The sequence below is a fragment of the Aequorivita sinensis genome (assembly GCF_006346335.1).
Taxonomy (GTDB): Bacteria; Bacteroidota; Bacteroidia; order Flavobacteriales; family Flavobacteriaceae; genus Aequorivita; species Aequorivita sinensis.
This window is the reverse complement of record NZ_VDMC01000007.1, coordinates 97,822-121,591: the sequence shown is the minus strand read 5'-3', so window position 1 is coordinate 121,591 and position 23,770 is coordinate 97,822. Positions and strand designations below refer to the sequence as shown.

Sequence of the window (23,770 nt, the reverse complement as noted above, 5' to 3'; positions counted from 1 at the left end):
TGAAACAATAAGAAAGGTTGTATTTTTGCAGTCAAATATATTGTCATGAAACTATTACTTATAACATTAGTATTATTACTATTAGGTGTTGCAGGAATTGCAATAAAAATCTGGGCTAAAAAAGATGGAAAATTTGCTGGAACCTGTGCTAGTCAGAATCCGTTTTTGAATAAAGAAGGAGAGTCTTGTGGGTTTTGTGGTAAAACTCCAGATCAATTTGCAAACTGCTCTGAGGACACACACAAATTGGAAGCTTCTAATAAATAATCAATTTAGAAATAAAACTCTTTATTCAACAATCTTAATCGCTACAGCAGCTTTAGGGGTTTCAATCGGATAAATTTATGGTGCTACTTTACGTTTTCGGCGCTGTTGCGTTGATTAACTGTGCTTATTATCTTCTTTTTTCAAAATTTTCATTTTTAAAACCTACTGAAAAGGTTGTTTCGGTTAAACACCCTGTTTCTCTTATAGTTTGCGCCAAAAACGAAGCTGAAAACCTTAAAAAACATATTCCGTTATGGCAACAACAGGATTATCCTGAATATCAAATCATACTTATTAATGATGCTTCTATAGATGATACTTTAGAAGTAATGGAATCGTTTGCTGAAAGTGACCCTCGTATTCAAATAGTGAATGTAAAAAACAACGAGGCTTTTTGGGGCAATAAAAAATACGCACTTACCTTAGGTTTAAAACGCTCTGGAAACACTCGTTTAATCTTTACTGATGCCGATTGCTATCCTGCTTCAAATAAATGGCTGGAGAGTATGGCGACGAAGTTTACGGACCAAAAGCAGCTGCTTTTAGGTTACGGAGCCTATGAAAAACAACCAGGTTTATTAAATAAATTAATCCGGTTTGAAACATTAATGACCGCTGTTCAGTATTTTTCTTACGCTGAAGCCGGAACACCATATATGGGGGTAGGTCGTAATCTAGCCTACACTAGCACGCTTTACTACGAAAACAATGGGTTTATGAGTCATATAAAAGTTCCTTCAGGAGATGACGACCTTTTTGTTAATGAAGCAGCTACAAAAGACAACGTAGAAATATGTGTAGAACCAGAAGCGTTTACATATTCTATTCCGAAGAAAAAATTAAGCAGTTGGATAAAACAAAAAAAGAGACACTACTCCACAGCCAAGCTTTACAAGACTAAACATCGATTTTTGCTAGGAGCTTATTACCTTTTTAATCTTCTTTTCTGGCTATTAGGTGCTGCAACATTATTTTCCGAGTTTTGGATTCTTGGATTAGTAATTATATTTATCAGACTTGCATTTCAACATCTTATTATCGGCTATGCAGCTAAGAAACTTAAGGAACAGGATTTAATACCGTTCATACTGTTTTTTGAATTGTTTTTAATCTTCAGTCAATTAAGTATCTTTATTTCCAACAGAGGAGAAAAAAACCCGAGATGGAAATAACTTCAGAAGAAATAATACAACAAATACAAAGTGCGAAAAAAGGAAAGCAAGGAGCTTTTAAATTCTTGCTAGATTTTTACTGGAATGACGTTTACGGATTTCAACTTAAAAGAGTACGTAACGAACATGAAGCTGAAGACATCACCATCGAAACTTTTGCTAAGGCATTTGATAAAATTGATACCTTTGATGAGAATTACACTTTTTCAACTTGGCTGATTACTATTTCAAAAAACATTCAAATAGACAAATCAAGGAAAAAGAATGCTTCTATAAATTCACAAACTACCGATACATTTAACGATCACGCCCATAAAATTGTAGACCACTCGCCTACTCCGGAAGATAATTTAATTCGCGAACAAAATCTTGCGGAATTGTTGCGTTATATTAAACTGCTAAAACCTCATTATCAAGACGTGATTAACCTTAGGTATTTTCAGGAAATGAGTTATAATGAAATTTCTGAAACCCTTGAAGAACCTCTTAATAATGTAAAGGTGAGATTGCTTAGGGCTAGGAAACTCTTAGCAGAAATCATTACCCAAAAACAATAGGCGAATTTCATAGTATTTTAAGTTTTCTTCTTTATTCTTAACTTCTAATTAGTATTTCATTTTCGTACTTTTGTTAGTTATATGAAAACAAAAACAACTATCGGCATAAATGGTTTTGGGCGCATTGGCCGAAACCTATTTAGATTATTAATTAATCATCCAACTATTGATGTTGTTGCCGTAAACGACTTAGCAGATTCTAAAACACTAAGTCATCTTTTAAAGTACGACAGCATTCACGGTGTATTAAAAGAATCTATTTCATTTTCTAACGATGAAATTACTGTAGCAGGCAAAAAAGTAAGGTTCACTTCAGAAAAAAACATCGAAGCTATCTCCTGGGGTGCTATTGATGTTGTTATTGAGTGTACAGGGAAATTCAAAAAAAGAAATCAACTAGAGTATCATTTGAAGAATGGAGCAAAAAAAGTGATTCTTTCTGTTCCTCCTCTTGAAGATGATATTAAAACTATTGTCCTTGGCGTAAACGATTCTATATTAAATGATGACGATATCATTATTTCAAATGCTTCTTGCACTACAAATAATGCAGCTCCAATGCTAAAGGTCATTAATGAACTTTGTGGAATTGAGCAGGCATATATTACTACCGTTCACTCTTATACTACAGATCAAAGCCTACACGATCAGCCCCATCGCGATTTACGCCGTGCAAGAGCTGCTGGGCAATCTATTGTGCCAACAACTACTGGTGCCGCTAAAGCCTTGACGAAAATTTTTCCAAATCTCGCCGATGTAATTGGGGGTTGTGGAATTAGAGTTCCAGTTCCAAATGGATCTTTAACCGATATTACCCTTAACGTAAAAGAAGAAGTTACAATTGAGGAAATAAATAACGCTTTTAAAGTTGCTTCAGAGAACTCCATGAAGGGAATTCTTCAATACACCGAGGACCCTATTGTTTCAATCGATATTGTTGGCAATACCCACTCGTGTATTTTTGACGCTGAAATGACTTCGGTTATTGGGAAAATGGTGAAAATTATTGGGTGGTACGATAATGAAATCGGCTATTCTTCAAGAATCATCAATTTGATAGAAAAAATTTCAGCTAAATAGATATACATTTATTCGACTCAAAGATTAATAAGTTCTAGTGAAATTCACGCAAACTCTTATTGATTCTGCTTTTGAAATTTGCTTCTTCCCCATTCATAATTACCGTTTGAATTGGTAAATAATAAATCTCTGTAACATCTTTTAAAGACGCTAATCGCATAAAGTCTTTTTCAGTGGTTAAGATTAGTTTGTGAGTTTTAAGACTCTCAATTTCTGAAGTTGTAAAATTATGATGATCTGGGAATGATTTTTCCTCAAACGTTAAGCCTCGCTTTTTTAAATAAGAAATTAATGGCTTAGGATTGGCAATACCTGTCACCAATAAAAACTTTTTATCGTTTAAATACTCTATGGGCTTGGATTGATTTGCAGCTTTTATTTCTGAACCATATCCAATTTTTGAAAAATAAACCTCTTGTTTTGATGTAGGATTTAATTTGCGTTTAATGTTTTCGATATTCGATGGGGAAATATTATTAGGACATTTAGTAACTACTATAACGTGCGCTCTTTTAGCACCGATTCTTGGCTCTCGAAGGTTTCCTGCGGGTAAGACACAATCATCGGCATACAAGCTGTCGTACGGCGTAAGTAAAATATTAAAAGACGCTTTTACTTTTCTATGTTGAAACGCATCATCTAATAAAACCAGTTCTGATGTAGGTTGTAACTTTTCAATACCCGTTTGCCTGTCTTCACAAACGGCTACCGTAATTTCTGGAAATTTCTTTTTAAACTGAAGGGGTTCATCCCCAACTTCTTCAACTTTGCTATTCAATAAAACCTCACGATATCCTGAAGTTTTTCTTTTATATCCTCTACTTAAAACCGCAAGTTTATGATTTTCTTTTAGAAACGACACTAGCAATTCAATCATCGGTGTTTTTCCAGTGCCTCCTGTAGAAAGGTTTCCAACACAAATAACAGGAAGATTATAAGCTTTACTTTTCAGCCACCCTTTATTGTAAAGGAAATTACGACCTACAGTAATGCCACCGTACAAAATTGAAAATGGGAATAATAATTTCCGAAGTGATTTCATTCAACGAAAATACTAATTCCAGAGTAAGTGCAAATCTGAAAATTCAATATTTAAGAATTAAGTGCCTTTTTGTATTTTCAATAATCCGTTATCTTTACAGAAAATAATAAAAATGAAGGTAAAAGAAGTTATTGGTTTGCTAGAAGATCTATCTCCCCTAGCATATTCTGAAGATTTTGACAATACCGGCTTACTTGTAGGCGATAAAAATGCAGAAGTTTCAGGAATTCTAGTAACATTAGATACACTGGAAGCGGTTGTTGATGAAGCAATCGAGTACAATTGTAACCTCATCGTAAGCTTTCACCCTATTGTCTTTTCAGGGTTGAAAAAGATTACGGGAAAAACCTATGTTGAGCGTGTAGTTCAAAAAGCAATTAAATACGATATTGCTATATTTTCAAATCACACAGCGCTAGACAATTCATGGAATGGTGTAAACACTATGATTTGTGAAAAGTTAGGGTTAAGAAATCGCAAAGTCTTAATCCCACAAAATGAAACTATAAAAAAACTCATCACTTTTGTTCCTAATGAAAGTGCTGAAAAAGTTCGAAATGCCTTATTTGAAGTTGGTGGTGGAAATATAGGAAATTACGACAATTGCAGTTTTAATATAAAAGGAATTGGCAGTTTTAAAGGTAATGAAGATTCAAATCCTGTACTTGGTTTAAAAGGTGAACTTCGTTTTGAAGAAGAAACTCAAATAGGAATCACTTTTGCTAAGCATTTACAAAGTAAAGTTTTAAAAGCCCTTTTTGAAGCGCATCCTTACGAAGAAATTCCCTACGAAATAACCACTCTAGAAAATCATAATCAACAGATAGGGATGGGAATGATTGGAGAGTTTGAAACAGAAAAGTCTGAAACCGAGTTTCTAAAATTTCTGAAAACTACAATGAAAACTGACTGCGTACGTCATTCAAAATTGTTAAACAAACAAATTAAAAGGGTTGCAGTACTTGGAGGAAGTGGAAGTTTTGCTATTGACGCTGCAAAAAAAGTTGGAGCAGATGCATTTGTATCGGCAGATTTTAAATATCACGACTTTTTTAGGGCTGAAAACGCTATAGTTTTGGCGGATATTGGTCATTATGAGAGTGAACAGTACACAAAAGACCTTTTACATTCTTTCCTTAAGAAAAAAATCACTAATTTTGCACCCTCCTTGTCGGCAGGCAGGATTCTTATATCGCAAATAAATACCAATCCAATTAGTTATTTATAATTTATGGCAACAAAAACTGAAGTTACGGTTGAAGAGAAGTTGAGAACACTTTATGATCTACAACTTATTGATTCAAGAATTGATGAAATCAGGAATGTTCGTGGAGAGCTTCCTTTAGAAGTGGAAGATCTTGAAGACGAAGTAGCTGGAATGAACACTCGTTTAGAAAAGCTAAAGGCCGATCTTGAAGTGATTGAAGACCAAATTAAAGAAAAGAAGAATAATATTGAAGAGTCTAAAACTCTTATCAAAAAATATTCGACTCAACAAGATAATGTTCGCAACAACAGAGAGTACAACTCGTTGAGCAAAGAGATTGAATACCAAGAATTGGAAATTGAACTTTCTGAAAAGAACATTAAGGAATTCCGTGCTCAAATAGAGCAAAAAAATCAAGTTATCGAAGAAACTCAAAATCGCTATAACGAGCGTTCTGAGCACTTAAAGCACAAACAAGCAGAACTTGATGAAATCTTGAAAGAAACTGAAAAAGAGGAGCAAACTCTTATTAAGGAATCTGAAAAGTATGAGGCTAAAATTGAGCCTAGACTTTTTAAAGCTTACAAGAGAATTAGAAGTAATGTAAGAAACGGACTAGCAATTGTTGCAGTTGAAAGAGGTGCTTCTGGAGGATCTTTCTTTACTATCCCGCCACAAGTTCAAGTAGAAATTGCAGGACGTAAAAAAATCATTACAGACGAACACAGTGGTCGTATTTTAGTTGATCCAGATTTAGCTAACGAAGAGCGCGAAAAAATGGAGGCAATGTTTGCCAAACTGAAATAAGCGAATTCATTAAATATAACAAAGCCTTCACATAAAGTGAGGGCTTTTTTTGTACCTTCAATCTTGATTTTTGATGATATATCAAATTCACTTCTGAAAATATTTACTATGAAAAGATTATCGATTTTAATTATAAGCATCTTTTTTTTCTCTTTACAAGGAGCCTGTAAACCTTCAAATAAAAATAACAAAGAAATTGAAACTATAGCTCAAAAAGAACAATCCCCCGTTCAAACTGAATCCATTAACGGCCTTAAAAAAGCCTATTTCGCCAGTGGTTGCTTTTGGTGTGTAGAAGCAATTTACGAAAGTGTTATAGGTGTTAAAGACGCCATTTCAGGATATAGCGGCGGAACTGTTGATAATCCTACCTATCAAAACCATAAAGACCACGCAGAGGCAGTTGAAGTAATTTACGACCCTGAATTGATAAGCTATAGCCAACTTGTTGATGTTTATTTTGGTTCCCAGAATATCACACAAATAAACGGCCAAGGGCCAGACCGTGGAACATCTTATCGTTCTATAATATTTTATCAAAACGAGGATGAAAAGAAAATCATTGATGATAAGATATCTCAACTCAATAAAGAATTAGAAGGAGAAAAAGTTGCAGCTCAAGTATTGCCTTTTCAAAAATTCTGGAAAGCCGAACAATATCATCAAAACTACGAGCGCAATAATCCAGGCAATCCATACATTCAGAATGTTTCTATTCCAAGGTTAAACAAATTCAAGAAAAAACACCCTGAATTGCTTAAGGAAAAGCAAAACCACTAATGACTAAACTTTATACTATAATTTTAATTAAGGGTTAGACTTTCTTTACTGCCTTAATCTCAAAAATAAGAGGATACAATTTGTTAGGAAGCTCGAATAATCCATTTGCATTTTCTATTAATTCTGGAAAAACATTATAGGGAGTTGCATCGTGCTCTTTTAAGTATTCAATGTGTAAGCCAGCTTCTGCTAATGAAGTGATCACTTCTCCTAAGCCGTGATTCCAACCGTATTCCTTACTAATCATATCAGAATTTGTATTGGCGTAAGTACCTTTATATTCTTCGTATATAGGTTCTTTTTGTTGATAGCCATACTTCATTACAGGTGGCGAAACTCTATAATCGAACATCCAGCCAATAGGATGAAATTCTACAATGTAAAAGAACCCTCCTGGTTTGAGCCGTTCCGAAATCATTTCTGCCCAAGGTTTTAAATCTGGCAACCAACCGATAGTTCCGTAGCTAGTGAATACTATATCAAACTTTTCTGAAATATAACCTGAAGCTTCTAATACATTACAGCATATAAAATCTGCGTTAAGATTCAATTGTTTATTTAATTCCTTTGCTAGCTTAATACCTTCATCTGAAATATCAATACCTGTACAATTCGCCCCCATTCGTGCTAAGCTTAGGGTGTCTTGCCCAAAATGGCATTGAATGTGAAGAATACTCTTCCCTGAAACATCACCTAATGTACTTACTTCATATTTGTTGAGAGAAGATTTTCCGGAAATGAAATCTTTCAAATTATAAAAGTCACTGCTTGCGTGAACCCCTACTTTCTTATTCCAAGTTTCCCTATTAGTATCAAACTCTTTTTTAAACTTCACAGCATTACTTTTTATAAATGTAAAGAAAAGCAAAAATTAAAATTGATAAAATTTTAAGTTATTTTTTGTTATTTTCGTTAAAAACGGGTTAAAAACGTTATGAATCAATATTTTATATTGTAGTTTTATGAAACTAACTTAAAAACTAATTGTTATGGGAGACATTATTTGGCTTGTTGTTGTCCTTCTAATCTTAGGATGGCTCGTGGGTTATTTCGGCTTTGGAGAAGCTGTAGGAAGTTTAATTCACATTTTATTGGTTCTAGCAGTTATCGGTATATTATATCGTTTAGCTACAGGCCGCAAACCTTAATAACTATCAATTCAAATCTCAATTATTAATTTTAAAACCAACAATCAATTATGAAGAAAGTTTTTTTAATTTTATTTGCCGCAGGTTTAATGAGCACTAGCTTTATTAGTTGCCGAGAAAATAAAACTGTCGCAGACGACATAGAAGACGTCGCAGACGATATAGGTGACGCAGTAGATTAATCAACCCCTTAAATATAAAAAGCCCTTTTAAAGTATATTAAAAGGGCTTTTTTAATTTAAGCAACTATTTCACTCCACTGGGGATTCTTGTCAATATACTTTTTTGTGAAAGGGCATAAAGGCTTCACTTTCAACCCTCGTTCTTCAACATGCTTTAATACTGCCTCGGTTAATTTACTGCCTACACCCTGACCTGCCAAAGCTTTAGGCACTTCAGTATGAGTTATAGATATAACCTCATCCATTAGGCTGTATTCAACAATTGCCAACTCTCCGTTTACACTTGCCTCAAACCTATTCTTTTCTTTATTGTCAATCACTTCCATATTAAATCTTATTTTAAATAATTCAACTCTCTAAAATAACCATTTAAAATCCAAATCCAAGTCCAAAAGCAACTCGAGCTCCATCTTTACTATTAAAGACACCTATATTTGCCGACATTAATTCTGCTCCATTAACAAAAAACCCACCACCATACGTAGTATGCCACTTTTCAGAATAGTCGAAGTTTGGCATCCAAACTCTTCCATAGTCAAAGCTACCGTAAACCCCTAATTTGATTGGAGCAAGCGGAGTTTTTAATTCCCCAAAAGAATAACGCAAATCGGTGTTTTGATAGTAAGCAGATTTTCCTGTAAATCGTTGGTTTCTATATCCTCTCAAACCATCTGTTCCCCCTATTGAAGCAGCGTGATAAAATTCGTAATCGTCTCCTATATTCAAGTGACCTTTAAGTGTTGTTGCTAACACTAACTTCCCAGATGGAATTAACTTGTGTGCAATTCCCCATTTTGAAGTTACATAACCAAATGTTTTATCTTCATCGAGGTTACTCTTAACTCCAGCTTCTAAACTGAATGCCATTCCCAATGTCGGGTATGCTCTACTATCTGAATTTGCAAATTCATAAAGTAAACTAGTACCTACAAATTGTACTTCATCAAAAATATAGGTGGGTAAGTAAGGATTATTATCAACAAATCGGTTCTCTGTTTTGTGAACTTCGATATTCTCATAAGACCCCCTTACACTAATTTTCCTTCCTCCATGTGACTTCCAACTAAACGCAGGGGCAATGGAGAAACCCCTAATTTTAACTCGATTGTAATCCTTTCCAAAATTTTCTTGAAGATTATTTGTTTCGTTTCCGTATCCAAAAAAATTCTGAGTAAAATTAGGACTTTGAAATTTTAGGTCTAATAAAAAGTTTATTTTTTTAATCACATTGGCAAACTCCCCTCGATAGTTTAATTCATAACCATTTGTTTCAAAATAATAAGCCCCTAAAATTGTATGCTGACTTGTAAATGGGTTTCGTTCAAATCCGTAAGTTGTGTAAGTATTCGACAAACCTAATTTTAATCCATCGTCGGGATTTGCTCCTATGGTGGGTAAAATTTGATTAGTATTATTTTTTAGTTTTTTATAATCAAAAACATTGGTTTTGTAATCATCTGTAAGTTTAATTCTAGCCTTTCTTGCTTTTGAAACATCATTAGGCATTGTTTTGTAATCGTATATAATCACATTTCTTCCATCTTCCACAACATAATCGTCATTATTTTGCCCTCCAATTAATCTAATTTTAATTTTATTACTTTTTCCAAGAACTTCAAATGTATCATCGTCATCCAATCCGTAAACCCAAATTTCCCTTGTTGTTTTTGGTGAAAACACTCTAGAGTGAAAACGATCTTTAATAGTATCATCTTTTTTACGAAAAATCTCAACAATAACCTCATTATTTTCAGCAGTTTTAACCCTTATATAATCATCCTTATTTGTTCCTGTTAGAACCCCATATTTTGATGTAAGTTTATAATACCTATCTGCAATTTTCTGAAGATTTTCCCGGCGTTTTCTCAAGTTAAATTTAATTTTATCCAAACCTTCATCTTGAACTTCTTTTGGCATATGTGAAAAGGCTAAATCGATTACCTCATCTGTAACATTTTCAGTTATATATTGCACTTCTGCATCCCAATCATCTTTATCCACATCTACTAGAAAAGCCATATCTAATGGGTAAGGCTCAATATTCACACCTTTTACATCTTTTATATCCGGACCGTATTTTTGAATCATCCTTGCACCAGGTATAAGTGCAATAGCAGCAGATAATAATAAACCTTCAGACATTACAGAAAAGGCTTGATCTCGATCTCTTGGAAGGGGTTTGTAAATTGTTTTTCCTTTTTTCTTAAACTCCATCCAACGCCATTGATCTTGATGCCTGTCCCAGTCTCCAATCAGCATATCGAATAGTCTAGCTCTTAAATAACTTTTTTGGTCAATCACTACATCTTCATCAGAGTAGAGATCTTCCATCATATCTAAGGTACTTATAACTTCCCCCGTGAATTTCTCACCTGCCAAATGCATATGTCCTTCGGAAGCGTGTTCTTCAAGTAGATATAGTTCATTCCCGAATTCTTCATTAAATTCTTTTAAAGCATTTTGTTTTGGTATGTAGAATAATTGCGGATTTAAATGATAAACTCCGGCAGCGTCAGATAGGGTTCCAATTACTAGTGGCGCATAAGGATGAGATCCGGTAAATGCATCTTTCACAAGTTTTTCAGAAAGTGTATTTTCGAACTGTCCTCCTACATAATTATCTTTAAAAGCTACAGCCTGTATGTATTGAGTAGCACTTTTTTCTACAGCACGCATTACAAATTGCCTACCGTCTTTGGCTTCTAACCGCAAGGATCTGGATTGACTTCCACCACCTTTTCTCACAGGCTTTAATCCTCCGAATAAAGTATCTAAATTCACCACTTGCGCTTTTACTTCTTGGCCAAAATACTTTCGATATCGCTCACCCAACAGAAACCTATGAAACCCTGACTTCTCAGTATCTTCCTTTTTATAAACAGAAGCAGAAATTGAATCTTTAAAGGTATTTTGGTATTCTGGAACTTCAAATTTCGAGGGTGTATTGATAGTTTTTCTAAAAATTACCTTATTCGATTTGGCATCAACAAACTGAACATTTGAAGACATATTAGCCTTAATATTTAAAACTGCATAACCCCTTCCTGCAAATCCAAAATCACCCTTTTTTCGCACTCTAACTGCATTGGTTTTTATTCCAGAACCACTGATTATTTGTGTGAGGTTATTTGAATTTATTAACTGCAAATTATGGTCATGACCTGAAAGAAATACAACATTTTCATTTTGTTGAGCCGCGGCAATCAAATTTTTAGTTAATTCGAAGTAGAATTTATTGGAGATATCCGCATTGGAAATACCACTTGTGCTTCTTATTAGATTTTTTAAATTTCCCAACAGTGGCAAGGGCTTAATAAAGTCGATAAAACTATATTGCCCTCCGTGTGATCCATTTGTAAACGCAGAGTGATGTATGGCTACTAATGTGGTTTTTCCGCGTGCTTTTTTAATCTCATCTCTAAACTCTTCCAAAAAAAGAGATCGTGTTTTAATCTCACAATTGTCGTTAATTGTGGGATGCCTATTCCAATTTGTAATATACCAGTGTGAATCTACTATTAGTAATATTGTATCATCATCTAACTTCACTTTCTCAATAGGGCATCCATTTTCAGGTAAAAAAGTATTTTTCCCTAAAGCCTTTTCAACAAATTTTTCTTGTTTTTTTAACCCTTTAACCCCACTATACCAATCGTGATTTCCTGGAATAAAGATTACCCTCCCTGGAAAAGTTTTAGCTACATCAGTTTGAGATTGAATTATTTCTTTCGCTTTCTGCTCTTTAACTCCGTTTTTAGTTGGAAACCCTTTTGGGTAAATATTATCTCCTAGAAATAATAAAACATCTTCTTCACCTGCGTATTTAAAGTTTTCTTGCATTGCTGGTAACGCCAAAGAAGTTGATCCATCTTTTTCGAAACCCCCAGCGTCTCCAATTAAAAAAATATTTCGAGTCTCAGAATTAACACCTCGTAATTCTGTGTCTATTCCATCTTCAGGAGTGAAGTTAAAGGTAGCGCAAGAGTTTAAAGTAACAACAAGTAAAATAAGTAGTATTTTCTTCATATAAACTAGAAAATTTCTAAGATATTAGGATGTTCTTTCGAGATCCTTTGTGGTGAATAAATTCTCGGCTTTCTCCAAATCTTGATTCAAATCTGCTCTAATAGCCTTTATTCCAGAAGCACCTTGAAGCTCTTCAATTTCAACTATTTCTATATTGTCACTAATATAGTTTTTGGCTTTTAAAAATTCGAAATACTTTAAGTATTCCTTTTCAATAGCAGAACTTGAATATACAACGCATAATTTATGTGGCTGAGTTAAACGCTCATTTGTATTTTTAATATGAGCTTTATCAATTCGCTTTTTTATAATCTCATATCGCACATTATACGCCCCATCTACATCAAATTGCTTTTCATCCATTCTATAACGAATGTTTAAAGGAACATCGTGAGCAAGAATTAAAGAGGCTACTTTCAATTTTAAAGGAAAGTCCTTTTGAGCTTTATAAAACATAGCTTCCATTTCACACGCTACTTGCAATTGCCAAACACGAAGATTGTATAAATCTGTAAGGTGAAATGTTCTATCTTGAGTAATAGACTGCCCTATATAAATATTGTGCTCTACCCCATCTGTTTTAAATTTCTCAAAGTAATGAGGGAACATATTTTGAGCCTTCCGTTGCTGCTTATCGATAAAACTAGACAATTCTTTATTAATCTTGTCAATTGTATTGTCATAGTTCTTACGCGCTCTGTAAAATGACCTTAAATTTTCATCTAAACAATCGTAGAACCTCTTAATATCATCAACATCCTCATTCGATTTAAGAAGGTGATCGAACAGTGGAAATATTTGAGACGAATAAAAATTGTTAATCTCCTGTTCGGTACTCGTATGAAGGTTTAATTTAAGTTCGAATAAAAAATTATCGATTTGATAAACTAACTGTTCGTAAAAAGGAAGTTTCTTTTCTTCAATACGTTTTTCTAAAATTCGTTTTGTTTGGCTTAACTGTTCTTTGTAATCTTTTTGAACCGCCTCATTTCTTGCATTGGAAGAACCTACAATATCAATTTGACCATATAGCGGAATAACGTTTTCGAAAGCTATTTCCTTGAACACAGCATTCTCACCACTGTTTCTATTCTGAATGTATCTGTTTGCTTCCTCTTCAAAACGCCACTGAACTGATGGATGAATAGATGTACACTCTTGTTGTATTACGGCGCTAATTTCATTTTTAAACTCAGTTATGGTTCTAGCCGAATAACTTAAAATGAAAGGCATTAAAGTTTCTAACTTCACCATATTTATAGCGTTAAGCTGATTGGCATTGTAAGTAGCGAGTTCTAAAATAAACATCATCTGCCCTTCAATCACAATTGGCATTAACACCGCACTCTTCAAGCCTTGATCGATTAAGGATTTACTTAAGCTATTTCCTCCAGTTGACTCATTATAACGTTCAACATTAGAAATAACAACCGTTTTATGCTCTTTAAACAGGCGATTATAAACATCATTACAAGCGTATTCCTTACAATTTATAGTATCATTTGACGCTATCGTCAACATTTTAAAGTTTAAATCATAAGGAGGTCGAAGTTGGTTTCTGTCTAAAATATAACTTCCAAGCTGTAAATCGGGAATACCAAAAATCTTACGAATGTCTTCAACTAAAAACTTATAACTTTCATTGTTAGGACGAATCATATGAGTTTTAAAACCGTCGATAGCGTTATCCAAAGTAGTGTCAATCATATTTATGATACCGAATCCCTCCATCGTCCAAGAACCTTCGGGGAAATATTTCATCCATACATTTTTATCTTCTGCATTGGCTAATAATTCGTCAACTACTTCTTGCGTAATTTCAACAGCACTTTCGTTAGGGTAGATCTCTACATAATCGGCATTAAATGTTACGCGATAGTTTTTCTCTTCGCCATTTTTCAATTTAATTTTTAAGTTTTTCGGCCTGTCAAAATCAATATTAAATTGATAATATGAATTCAAAATAATGGCATAAGGAATAAAGTCGTATCCCTCAATATGGTCCCGAAAAACTTCCTTTAAAACATTGTGATTTTGACGATTTGAGTCTTCTAGTATTTTTGCTAACCTTCTACTTTTATAAAAACTAAAATTAGACAATGGATCAATTGCCGCTTTAATTTCGTTGTTACTTAAGGCTGGAGGAAACAAATACCCCATAAGCTGATCTATCACCTCTTGATGCTGTTCATATTCTTCATAGGAAGATATTCCTTCTGTAAGAATAGGGTTTTCTTTAAAGTGATTTAAAGCTTGACTTGCTTGAAATTGTTCTATTGGGTTATCAGACTTTAGTAATTCTAAACACTTGTCTCTAAGAAACCTAAAAGACAACATAGACACAAAAGGTCCTGAAGTTAATACTTTACTCATACTAAATCTTTTAAGGGTTTCATAAAATTGTAATAACTAATAATAAATGCTAAAGCCGAAATAATAATACCAAACATAAATACAGTATAGGTAATTCTTAAAAGTCTGTATTTACGCTCTAAAACTAATCCTAAATAATATAAGTCTTTGGTAAGTGAATTGTAAAGAACATCTTGATTTTCCATTAAATAATCTATTCCCCATTCAAAATCTTTTAATCCCATTTTATGGAAGTTTCCAAAAAATAAAATGTTAGTTTGCTTATTCATAATCATCTCCTTTGTTACATTGACACTAGAGATATTTGGTCGTGTTGAAAGCACTGACAATACAACCGAGGTAACGCTAAATAACATTAAAATCAAAGTAGGCCATACCAAGAAAGCATTCGATAAATTGTCTAGCTTTGGAACAAGATTAGAAAGTGCCACTGAAATAATAATGGCATTTACAGAAAGTAAAATATTGGCTTTCGTATCTGCTATGGCACTTAACTCAATGTGATTTTTTAAGGTTACACGAAACATTGTCTCTACCCCTCTACCAAATTTATTCGAGCTTAGTTTTGAAGCCTGTTTTGCTTTAATTTTATCAATCTTAGCATTTAATTCACGAAGATTTAAAGTCTTTAAAGGTTGCCATTTTAATTTTGCTGAATCTGAATAAAACTTATGCCATTCAAAGAATTCTTTATTTCCTTCAAGCCACTCCAAGTCAGTAAAAGAAGTGTTTAATTTTAAAGCATTTTCTTTTCTTAAAAGATTAGAAATTTCAAAATAACTTTCGGAAGCTACGTGACTACAATCGGCATCCTTTATTAATTTCTGAAGATTTGTTTTAGGTTTTAAATCTTTTATCGAAACAAGAATTAAGTCTGTAACAAGGTCTATAACATCTTTAGACACCTTATTGGATTGCAAAAACTCCTGAGCAATTTTTACACTTACTTCTTCGTGACCTTTATCTACTTTTACGAAGCCGGTGTCGTGAAACCAAGCAGCCAGCTTTAAGATTTTCGTTTCCTCCTCAGAACATCCCTCCCATTCAGCGAGTTGAGAGATATCTTCAACCACTCGCCTAGTGTGATTTATATTGTGATAAAAATTTACTGTAGACAATCTTGTTTCAAATAAATTTGAAACAAATTGTTCGGCTTTTTCAATTATATCTTCCACTCAATTTTATTTAAATTATTGAAGTCTTTTCTAATAATAGTTATTAGCAAGTTAAGGTATTTTGTCTTTTAATAGCCTTAAAACTTGCGCAAACACTATTCAAATAATAAAAGATTAGTATTAAATTATAGTTTAATTTTAAATTTCAAAACTACTTCTTACTAAATCACAAGACTATTTAAGGATAAAATAAAGTACAAATCGACTAAGCGTCTCTTGTTTTGCTATTTTTACAAGAAATAACACGCTATGAAAAATATACTTTTACTTATCTTATTTACAGTCTCTTTAGTATCCTGCAAAAATAACAATAAGTCAACTGAAAACGTTAACCAAAACCAGTCTATTTCTATTGGAAACCTAAGCACTGCAGAAAAAATTGCAAATGCAAGCGGCTATAAAAACTGGAAAGACGTTTCAGAAATAGCTTTTACTTTCAATGTAAATCGCGGCGACAATCATTTTTACCGAGCTTGGACTTGGAATCCAAAATCCGGAGATGTTACTATGACTTCAGCAAACGATACAATTAGCTATAATCGTTCGCAATTAGACAGTTTAAATTTTGAAACCGATGCTGCATTTATTAACGATAAATATTGGTTACTTACTCCTTTTCAACTTAAATGGGATGAAAATATCACCATTTCTGAAAAGAAAAACATTGTTGCGCCAATTTCAAAAGACACATTAAAGCAAATTACAATTGTTTACGGAAGTGAAGGAGGTTACACTCCTGGTGATGCTTATGATTTTTTCTATGACGAAGATTTTAAAATTAGAGAATGGAACTACAGAAAAGGAAATGCCGACACTCCTTCTCTTAGCACCACTTGGGAGGATTATGAAAATTTCAATGGTATAGAAATAGCAAAAACATACAAAGACTCATCAGGCGGTTTTAAGTTGTATTTTACGGATATATCGGTGAAAAATTAAAAATCACCACTACTAAATTACTAAGTTACAAAACCTTAAAAAAGCAGCTGTTAATGCTAATATATATGACAAAATAAACGGATATAAATTCCTATTTTTGTGAAAAGACGAAAATTTTAACTCATCCAAATGTTTCAAAACACTTTAGAATACGCAAAACAACAGGACTCCCAAGACCCTTTAGCATCTTTCAAAAAAAAATTTCACACTCCTAAAAATGCTTCAGGGGAAGATTTAATCTATTTATGTGGAAACTCCCTTGGGTTACAACCAGTACTTACGTCAGAATACATCAAAGAAGAATTACAGGATTGGGCCAATCTTGGTGTAGAAGGTCACGTACAAGGGAAACACCCTTGGTTACCTTATCATGAATTTCTAACTAAAAACATGGCTAAAATTGTAGGAGCAAAACCTTCAGAAGTAGTCGTGATGAATACCCTTACAACAAACCTTCACTTGATGATGGTTTCGTTTTACCAACCTACTAAAACAAAGTATAAGATTGTAATAGAAAGTGATGCTTTTCCTTCAGATAAATACGCTATGGAAAGTCAATTAAAGCATCACGGGATTGACCCTAAAGATGGATTAATTCTATGGAAGCCAAGAGAAGGTGAAGAACTTTGCCGTTTTGAAGATTTGGAAGAAATCATGGCACAAAGTGGCGATGAAATTGCTTTATTAATGATTGGCAGCACCAATTATTACACAGGTCAATCTTTTCCTTTGAAAAAAATTACCGAATTGGGGCATAAGTACAACTGCAAGGTTGGTTTTGATTTGGCTCACGGGGCAGGAAACATCCAACCAAATTTACACGAATCGGGTGCTGATTTTGCTGTTTGGTGTACTTATAAATACTTAAACAGCGGTCCTGGAAGTTTAGGAGGATGTTTTGTACATGAACGACACGCAAACAATAAGGACTTAAATCGTTTTGCAGGTTGGTGGGGACACAATAAAGACACCCGTTTTAACATGCGAAAAGATTTTGACGCACTTCCTGGAGCCGAAGGATGGCAGTTAAGTAACCCGCCAATTTTATCGATGGCTGCAATTAGGGCTTCATTAGATACCTTTGCCGAAGCTGGCTTTGAAAACCTACGTGAAAAATCCATAAAGCTTACTGGCTATTTAGAGTTTTTACTAGATGAGATGAAAAACGATGCTATAAATGTAATTACGCCTCGAAATGCTGAGGAACGCGGTTGTCAGCTTTCTATTCAAGTGAAAAATGCAGACAGAAACTTACATGACAAGTTAACAGAAGCAGGAGTAATTAGTGATTGGCGTGAACCTGATGTAATAAGAATCGCCCCTACTCCTCTTTACAATAGCTTTGAAGATGTTTATAAGTTTTCAGAGAAATTAAAGCAAGTATTAAAAAAATAAAAAGAATTCCTCCCGAGCGCAGTCGAGGGGGTAAATCTTTAGCAGAATATTGAATAACTAGGTCCCGACTGCGCTCGACCAGACAATTTTTATAATGAGCAAAAACCATAATATCTTAGTAATAGGCGCTGGTCTCTGCGGAAGCCTTTTAGCTTTACGTTTAGCGCAACACGGTTTCAATATAACCTTAGTAGAAAAAAGACCCGATTTACGAAAAGTAACTCTTGATGCTGGTCGCTCTATAAATTTAGCCTTAAGTGATCGCGGATTACGCGGTTTGCGATTGGCAGGTGTTGAAGAAGCCGCCAAAGAACTATTAATCCCAATGACGGGAAGAATGATTCACGAGAAATCTGGCAAAACATTTTTAAGCCCTTATAGCGGTAGAGATGATGAATATATCAACTCAGTTTCTCGCCCAGGTTTGAATAAACTTTTACTAAATGAAGCTGAAAAAATGCCTAACCTGAAAATAATCTTCAATCAATCCTGCGTGGAGGTAGATCATAAGACTCCTTCTGCAACTTTTGAAGATTTTGAAACAGGTGAATTAACTACATATACCGCAGATGTAATTTTTGGAACTGACGGCGCTGGATCTGTTGTAAGATCTAGCATGGTAAACGACAAGGAATTCCTTTTAAACATCTCACAACAATGGCTGGGTCACGGGTATAAAGAACTCGAAATTCCTGCTGCTGAAAACAATGGTTATAGAACTTATAAAAACGCACTTCATATTTGGCCACGTGGTGAAGATATGCTTATTGCACTACCAAATTTAGATGGAAGTTTTACTGTAACCTTGTTTCTTCCGTATAAAAACAGCGATTATTGTTTTGAAAACCTTACTACTCCTGAAAAAGTAGAAGAATATTTCCAAAAGGAATTTCCTGATGTGTTAGAATTAATTCCTAACCTTACTGAAATCTTTTTTACCAATCCAACAGGTTCTATGGGAACTGTAAGATGTGATCCTTGGCAACGCGAAGGGAAGATTTTATTGATGGGAGATGCAGCACACGCAATGGTTCCATTTTACGGCCAAGGAATGAATGCTAGTTTTGAAGATGTAGCAGTTTTTGACGAAATTTTAAATCAATATAAAGATGGTTTATCTTCAGGAGAATCATCTTGGGAAACCATTTTCAATGAATATGAAAAAGTCCGTAAAAAAGATGCCGATGCTATTGGTGAGCTTGCAGTTGACAATTTCGATGAAATGAAAGCTCATACGGGAATGGAGATATTTCAAAAGAAAAGAAAACTTGAAACGGCATTCGAAAATGAATTTCCGGGAGAGTATTACAGCAAGTATTCTTTAGTTACCTTTAATGAAGATATTACCTATTCAGAAGCTAAAAAATTAGGAAGAGCACAAGACAATGCTATCTTAGGACTAATTCACGAAGGGAAACTTCCAGAAACGATGTCGTTAAAAGAAAAGCTTGAAATAGTAAGAAAACAAACACAAGTTATTCTCAACACAAAAGAGAAAGCTGATTATTTAAAATATTAGAAACATCATTATTTGATGTCAAAGAAACAATTCAATAAAAAAATTAACAATGGGAAACAGCAGCAAATTAGTTGAAGGAAAAGCAACCCCGAGAGGTGCATATCCACACGTTAAACGCGTAGGCGACTTTATTTTTATTAGTGGCACAAGCTCACGTTTGCCAGACAATACTTTTGCAGGCGTAAATAAAATTGACGAAATGGGAACAATGCATTTCGACATTAAAGAGCAAACTCGTGCAGTATTAGAAAATATAAAAGATTATTTAGCAACAGAAGGTGCAACAATGGCCGACGTGGTTGATATCACTACTTTTTTGGTAAACATGAATGACTTTGGCGGTTATAATCAAGTATATTCAGAATATTTCAACAAAGAAACCGGACCAACGCGTACAACTGTCGCAGTACATCAATTACCGCACCCACATTTAGTGATCGAGATTAAGGCTATGGCATATAAGCCAGTTAAAAGCTAAACAAAGAACTACTAGGTGTTATCGCCAACCTATATGTAGGTTAAAGGAAGATTGCTTTGTTCCTTTCAAAGTTAAATTGAGGAACAGGATAAAATTGAAAATAAATTGACATTGAAAATTCTAAACTATATAAACGGCGAATACGTTGAGCCACTCTCAAAAAAATGGTTGGATAATTATAATCCTTCCAATGGAGAAGTGTATTCTCAAATTGCAAATTCCAATCAGGACGATATAGAAAATGCATATCAAGCCGCTAAGGAAGCTTTTCCTAAATGGAGTAATACAACTATCGACGAACGCAGTCGTATTCTTCTAAGAATTGCAGATTTAATTGAAGAAAACTTAGTTGATTTAGCCGAAGCTGAAGCAAAAGACAATGGGAAGCCATTAAGTTTAGCTCTGTCTGTTGACATCCCAAGAGCATCATCAAATTTTAGGTTTTTTGGAAATGCCATCACTCAGTTTTCAAGTGAAGCTCATGAAAGTGTTGGTTTAAATACTATAAATTTTACACTTCGCCAACCCCTTGGAGTTGTAGGCTGCATTTCACCTTGGAATCTACCTTTATATTTGTTTACATGGAAAATTGCACCTGCAATTGCTGCAGGTAATACTGTAGTTGCTAAGCCAAGTGAAGTAACCCCAATGACCGCCTTTCTCTTAGGAAAAATTTGTACGGAAGCTGGTTTACCAAAAGGTGTTCTGAATATTGTTCATGGCTTAGGTCCTTCTGCGGGAGAAGCAATAGTAACCCATAAAAACATTAAAGCAATTTCATTTACTGGTGGCACAAAAACTGGCGAACATATTGCTCGTACTGCCGCTCCCATGTTCAAGAAATTGTCATTAGAATTAGGTGGCAAAAATCCAAACCTCATCTTTGCCGATTGCGATTATAAGAAAATGCTAGAAGTTACTGTACGCTCATCGTTTGCTAACCAAGGTCAAATTTGTTTATGTGGTAGTAGGATATTTGTTGAAAGACCAATTTTTGAAAAATTTAAAAGAGACTTTGTTGAAAAGGTAAAACAACTAAAAGTTGGAAATCCATTCCAAGCTGAAACAAACATAGGAGCACTGGTTTCCAAACCTCACTTAGAAAAAGTTGAATCTTATATTAAACTCGCCAAAGAAGAAGGTGGAAAAATACTTTTCGGTGGAAATCGAGTTAATGTGAAAGATTTTGAAAACGGATATTATTTAGAACCTACAGTTATTGAGGTTTTCGACAATAATTGTCGTGTGAACCAAGAAGAGATTTTTGGACCTGTGGTAACTATTATGCCATTTGATACTGAAGAAGAAGTGTTAAATATGTCAAACTCCGTTAAATATGGCTTATCTTCTACTTTATGGACTTCAGATTTAAATCGAACCATGCGAATTTCTAAACAGATTGAAGCGGGAATAGTTTGGGTTAACACATGGCTTAACCGCGATTTACGAACTCCATTTGGTGGTGTAAAAGACAGCGGTGTGGGACGTGAAGGCGGATTTGAAGCTTTGAGGTTTTTCACTGAAGCAAAGAACGTGTGTATTAGATACGAATGAAGTTGAACACGAAATAAATATTGAACCTAATAAATTAAAATAAATTTTCCTCGAGCGCAGTCGAGGTGCCTTGTAAAAGTTGAAAGACTATTGAAATGGTTACGACTGCACTCGCTTTGATAAATAGATATGAATATAGACTTAACAAATAAAAATGCATTAGTCTGCGGAAGTACTGCAGGCATAGGAAGGGCAACTGCTATACAATTGGCTAAACTTGGAGCTACAGTTACTTTGGTTGCAAGAGATCAAGTTAAACTAAAAGAAACTTTAATTGAGCTTCCACACGACAATGGTCAGAAGCACAATTATTTTGTAGCAGATTTTACAAATCCGCAGCAATTGAAAGACAAGGTAGAAGTTGCTGTTTCAAACAAGATTTTTCACATTTTAGTTAATAATACGGGTGGACCAAAAGGCGGCCCTATTTTTTCAGCAGAACCTGATGAATTTGAAAAGGCATTTTCAATGCACGTAATATGCAATCAGATTTTAGCTCAGGCTGTAGTGCCAGGAATGAAAGAAGCGGATTATGGTAGAATAATAAATATTATTTCAACTTCTGTAAAACAACCAATTGATAATTTAGGCGTAAGCAATACCATTCGCGGAGCTGTAGCAAGCTGGAGTAAAACCATGGCAAATGAGTTAGGGCAATTCGGGATAACTGTAAACAACGTTCTCCCAGGATTTACTGCTACAGATAGACTAGACGATATAGTTGCAAATGCAGCTAAAAGAATGAATAAAACAGAAAAAGAAGCTGCCGAGGCTATGAAAAATCTTGTACCAGCAAGACGTTTTGCACAACCTGGTGAAATTGCAAATGCAGTAGCTTTTTTATCGAGTGAAGCCGCTAGCTACATTAATGGGATTAACCTTCCAGTAGATGGTGGAAGAACCAAAAGTTTGTAAATTTAATTTCAAAATAATTATTACTCTCCAACTTAGTGAAATGATATGAAACGAAAACTCCGCATTAATGGCCATTCTCACCTTCTACCCTATCCAGAAGAAATTCCTCAATTTATGCAGGACAAGGGAATTTTTTGGGTAGATAAAGACAGAAAGTTTATGCTTCAAAAAGATTGGAGTCGACCTGTTACAGACTCTAGTTTCTTTTTAAATGAAAAGCTAGAATGGATGGAGCGTTTCAAGATAGACCACGCTGTGGTATTAAATCTTTCACAACTTTATGGAAACGGTTTACGCGTTGAAGAAATGAAAAAAGCGCTTCGTTTTCAAAACGATTTCAACGCTAAAGTGCAACACAACAATCCTTCAAAATTCACTTGTGGGTTTGTAGTTCACCCTGGATTCGTAAGAGGTGCTTTGTGGGAGATAGAGCGTTGTGTTGAAGAGTTAGGGATGCAACTTTTGTGTTTACCTACCCACTATATGGATACTATCGGTACATGGCGCTGTATTTTTGACGAGGAAAATGAACCGATATTTGAGCTTGCTTCAAAATATAATTTAGCTGTAGAAATTCATCCTTATGATGGTGAAAAATTTATAAAATTAGAAAATACAGCTTGGCGTTTTCACCTTATTTGGATGTTGGCACAATGCGCCGATGCTTATCACTTTTTAACGCTAAATGGCTATGCCGATAAATACCCTGGAATGCGTACTTGTTTCGCACACGGAGGTCAATTAGCGCAAATAAACCTAGGTAGAAGAATACAAGGTTTTGATGGTCGCCCAGACTTATTTGAAGGAAAAACGCACCCTAGAAAATCTGTAGGACACAAAAATATCTTCTTCGATACGCTTGTACACGATACAGGATCGTTAGAGTTGGTAGTTAAAAACCAAGGAGCAAAACAAGTTTTAGTAGGACTTGACGATCCATACCCATTAGGAGAAATGGAAAGTGCTCCACAATCATCATATCCTGGAAAAATATTAGATCTTGCCTTGGACCGCAAAATTATTACCCAAACAGAGGCCGATGCTATGTGGGAAGATAATGTAATTCAATGGTTATGTGGTGATGATGAAGCGGCTAAAGAAAAACTTGTTAAGCGTATTCTTGGCGAATAATTAAATTAATAACTACAATCTTA

At 34.5% G+C, this 23,770-nt stretch carries 21 protein-coding genes; 15 read left to right on the top strand and 6 right to left on the bottom strand.

Features of this window, described 5'->3' with window-relative positions; translation table 11 throughout:
* Window positions 1-45 precede the first annotated feature (45 nt).
* From FHP04_RS09415 to gap, 4 genes are all read left to right on the top strand, one after another.
* Entirely contained in the window at window positions 46-267 is a 222-nt protein-coding gene (locus FHP04_RS09415; RefSeq protein ID WP_139855853.1) for a membrane or secreted protein, read from the top strand.
* A gap of 77 nt (window positions 268-344) precedes the next feature.
* The gene (locus FHP04_RS09410) at window positions 345-1,439 is read left to right on the top strand and encodes a glycosyltransferase (RefSeq protein WP_139855852.1); all 1,095 of its coding nucleotides are present in this window, start codon (window positions 345-347) and stop codon (window positions 1,437-1,439) included.
* Window positions 1,430-1,996: an RNA polymerase sigma factor gene (locus tag FHP04_RS09405; RefSeq protein ID WP_139855851.1), complete on the top strand. Its 567-nt coding sequence runs from the start codon at window positions 1,430-1,432 to the stop codon at window positions 1,994-1,996. Before FHP04_RS09410 ends, FHP04_RS09405 begins: the two co-directional genes overlap by 10 nt.
* A gap of 81 nt (window positions 1,997-2,077) precedes the next feature.
* Window positions 2,078-3,076: a type I glyceraldehyde-3-phosphate dehydrogenase gene (gap, locus tag FHP04_RS09400; RefSeq protein ID WP_139855850.1), complete on the top strand. Its 999-nt coding sequence runs from the start codon at window positions 2,078-2,080 to the stop codon at window positions 3,074-3,076.
* Window positions 3,077-3,110: 34 nt separating this feature from the next.
* Here gap and lpxK read toward each other — a convergent pair whose 3' ends face one another.
* A complete protein-coding gene (gene lpxK, locus FHP04_RS09395; RefSeq protein WP_139855849.1) occupies window positions 3,111-4,118 on the bottom strand; it encodes a tetraacyldisaccharide 4'-kinase in 1,008 nt (335 codons plus the stop codon).
* 112 nt (window positions 4,119-4,230) lie between these two features.
* On the opposite strand from lpxK, the gene FHP04_RS09390 reads away from it, so the two are divergent.
* The 3 genes from FHP04_RS09390 to msrA all read left to right on the top strand — a co-directional run bounded on the left by FHP04_RS09390 (window position 4,231) and on the right by msrA (window position 6,912).
* Entirely contained in the window at window positions 4,231-5,346 is a 1,116-nt protein-coding gene (locus FHP04_RS09390) for a Nif3-like dinuclear metal center hexameric protein (RefSeq protein ID WP_139855848.1), read from the top strand.
* 3 nt (window positions 5,347-5,349) lie between these two features.
* A complete protein-coding gene (locus FHP04_RS09385; protein WP_139855847.1) occupies window positions 5,350-6,132 on the top strand; it encodes a zinc ribbon domain-containing protein in 783 nt (260 codons plus the stop codon).
* 108 nt (window positions 6,133-6,240) lie between these two features.
* Window positions 6,241-6,912, top strand: a complete 672-nt coding sequence (gene msrA, locus FHP04_RS09380; protein WP_139855846.1) for a peptide-methionine (S)-S-oxide reductase MsrA — start codon at window positions 6,241-6,243, stop codon at window positions 6,910-6,912.
* 34 nt (window positions 6,913-6,946) lie between these two features.
* Here msrA and FHP04_RS09375 read toward each other — a convergent pair whose 3' ends face one another.
* Entirely contained in the window at window positions 6,947-7,747 is an 801-nt protein-coding gene (locus FHP04_RS09375) for a class I SAM-dependent methyltransferase (protein ID WP_139855845.1), read from the bottom strand.
* A gap of 154 nt (window positions 7,748-7,901) precedes the next feature.
* Here FHP04_RS09375 and FHP04_RS09370 point away from each other — a divergent pair, with 154 nt between their 5' ends.
* Window positions 7,902-8,060, top strand: coding sequence for a lmo0937 family membrane protein (locus FHP04_RS09370; protein ID WP_139855844.1), 159 nt, complete (start codon window positions 7,902-7,904; stop codon window positions 8,058-8,060).
* A 238-nt stretch (window positions 8,061-8,298) separates the two neighbouring features.
* On the opposite strand, the gene FHP04_RS09365 is transcribed toward FHP04_RS09370, so the two are convergent.
* The 4 genes from FHP04_RS09365 to FHP04_RS09350 are packed head-to-tail and all read right to left on the bottom strand — an operon-like array spanning window position 8,299 to window position 15,816.
* Window positions 8,299-8,568 (bottom strand): GNAT family N-acetyltransferase, encoded by a 270-nt coding sequence (locus FHP04_RS09365; protein ID WP_218937258.1) that lies wholly within the window; start codon window positions 8,566-8,568, stop codon window positions 8,299-8,301.
* Window positions 8,569-8,611: 43 nt separating this feature from the next.
* Window positions 8,612-12,268, bottom strand: coding sequence for a metallophosphoesterase (locus FHP04_RS09360; protein ID WP_139855842.1), 3,657 nt, complete (start codon window positions 12,266-12,268; stop codon window positions 8,612-8,614).
* A 24-nt stretch (window positions 12,269-12,292) separates the two neighbouring features.
* Window positions 12,293-14,641, bottom strand: a complete 2,349-nt coding sequence (locus tag FHP04_RS09355) for a hypothetical protein (RefSeq protein ID WP_139855841.1) — start codon at window positions 14,639-14,641, stop codon at window positions 12,293-12,295.
* Entirely contained in the window at window positions 14,638-15,816 is a 1,179-nt protein-coding gene (locus tag FHP04_RS09350) for a Pycsar system effector family protein (protein ID WP_139855840.1), read from the bottom strand. Before FHP04_RS09350 ends, FHP04_RS09355 begins: the two co-directional genes overlap by 4 nt.
* A gap of 249 nt (window positions 15,817-16,065) precedes the next feature.
* Between FHP04_RS09350 and FHP04_RS09345 the strand changes: the two genes are divergently transcribed.
* The 7 genes from FHP04_RS09345 (at window position 16,066) to FHP04_RS09315 (ending at window position 23,747) form a co-directional block, all read left to right on the top strand.
* Complete coding sequence (locus tag FHP04_RS09345; RefSeq protein WP_139855839.1) at window positions 16,066-16,755, top strand: hypothetical protein; 690 nt, start codon at window positions 16,066-16,068, stop codon at window positions 16,753-16,755.
* A 129-nt stretch (window positions 16,756-16,884) separates the two neighbouring features.
* Complete coding sequence (gene kynU, locus FHP04_RS09340) at window positions 16,885-18,150, top strand: kynureninase (RefSeq protein WP_139855838.1); 1,266 nt, start codon at window positions 16,885-16,887, stop codon at window positions 18,148-18,150.
* Between the two features lie 94 nt (window positions 18,151-18,244).
* Window positions 18,245-19,669, top strand: a complete 1,425-nt coding sequence (locus FHP04_RS09335; protein ID WP_139855837.1) for an FAD-dependent oxidoreductase — start codon at window positions 18,245-18,247, stop codon at window positions 19,667-19,669.
* A gap of 49 nt (window positions 19,670-19,718) precedes the next feature.
* Window positions 19,719-20,147 carry a RidA family protein gene (locus FHP04_RS09330; RefSeq protein ID WP_139855836.1) on the top strand — a complete coding sequence of 143 codons (429 nt, stop codon included), beginning with the start codon at window positions 19,719-19,721 and terminating at the stop codon, window positions 20,145-20,147.
* A 111-nt stretch (window positions 20,148-20,258) separates the two neighbouring features.
* Window positions 20,259-21,701: an aldehyde dehydrogenase gene (locus FHP04_RS09325; RefSeq protein WP_139855835.1), complete on the top strand. Its 1,443-nt coding sequence runs from the start codon at window positions 20,259-20,261 to the stop codon at window positions 21,699-21,701.
* 129 nt (window positions 21,702-21,830) lie between these two features.
* Window positions 21,831-22,616, top strand: coding sequence for an SDR family oxidoreductase (locus tag FHP04_RS09320; RefSeq protein WP_139855834.1), 786 nt, complete (start codon window positions 21,831-21,833; stop codon window positions 22,614-22,616).
* Between the two features lie 45 nt (window positions 22,617-22,661).
* The gene (locus FHP04_RS09315; RefSeq protein ID WP_139855833.1) at window positions 22,662-23,747 is read left to right on the top strand and encodes an amidohydrolase family protein; all 1,086 of its coding nucleotides are present in this window, start codon (window positions 22,662-22,664) and stop codon (window positions 23,745-23,747) included.
* The last annotated feature ends 23 nt before the right edge of the window (window positions 23,748-23,770 follow it).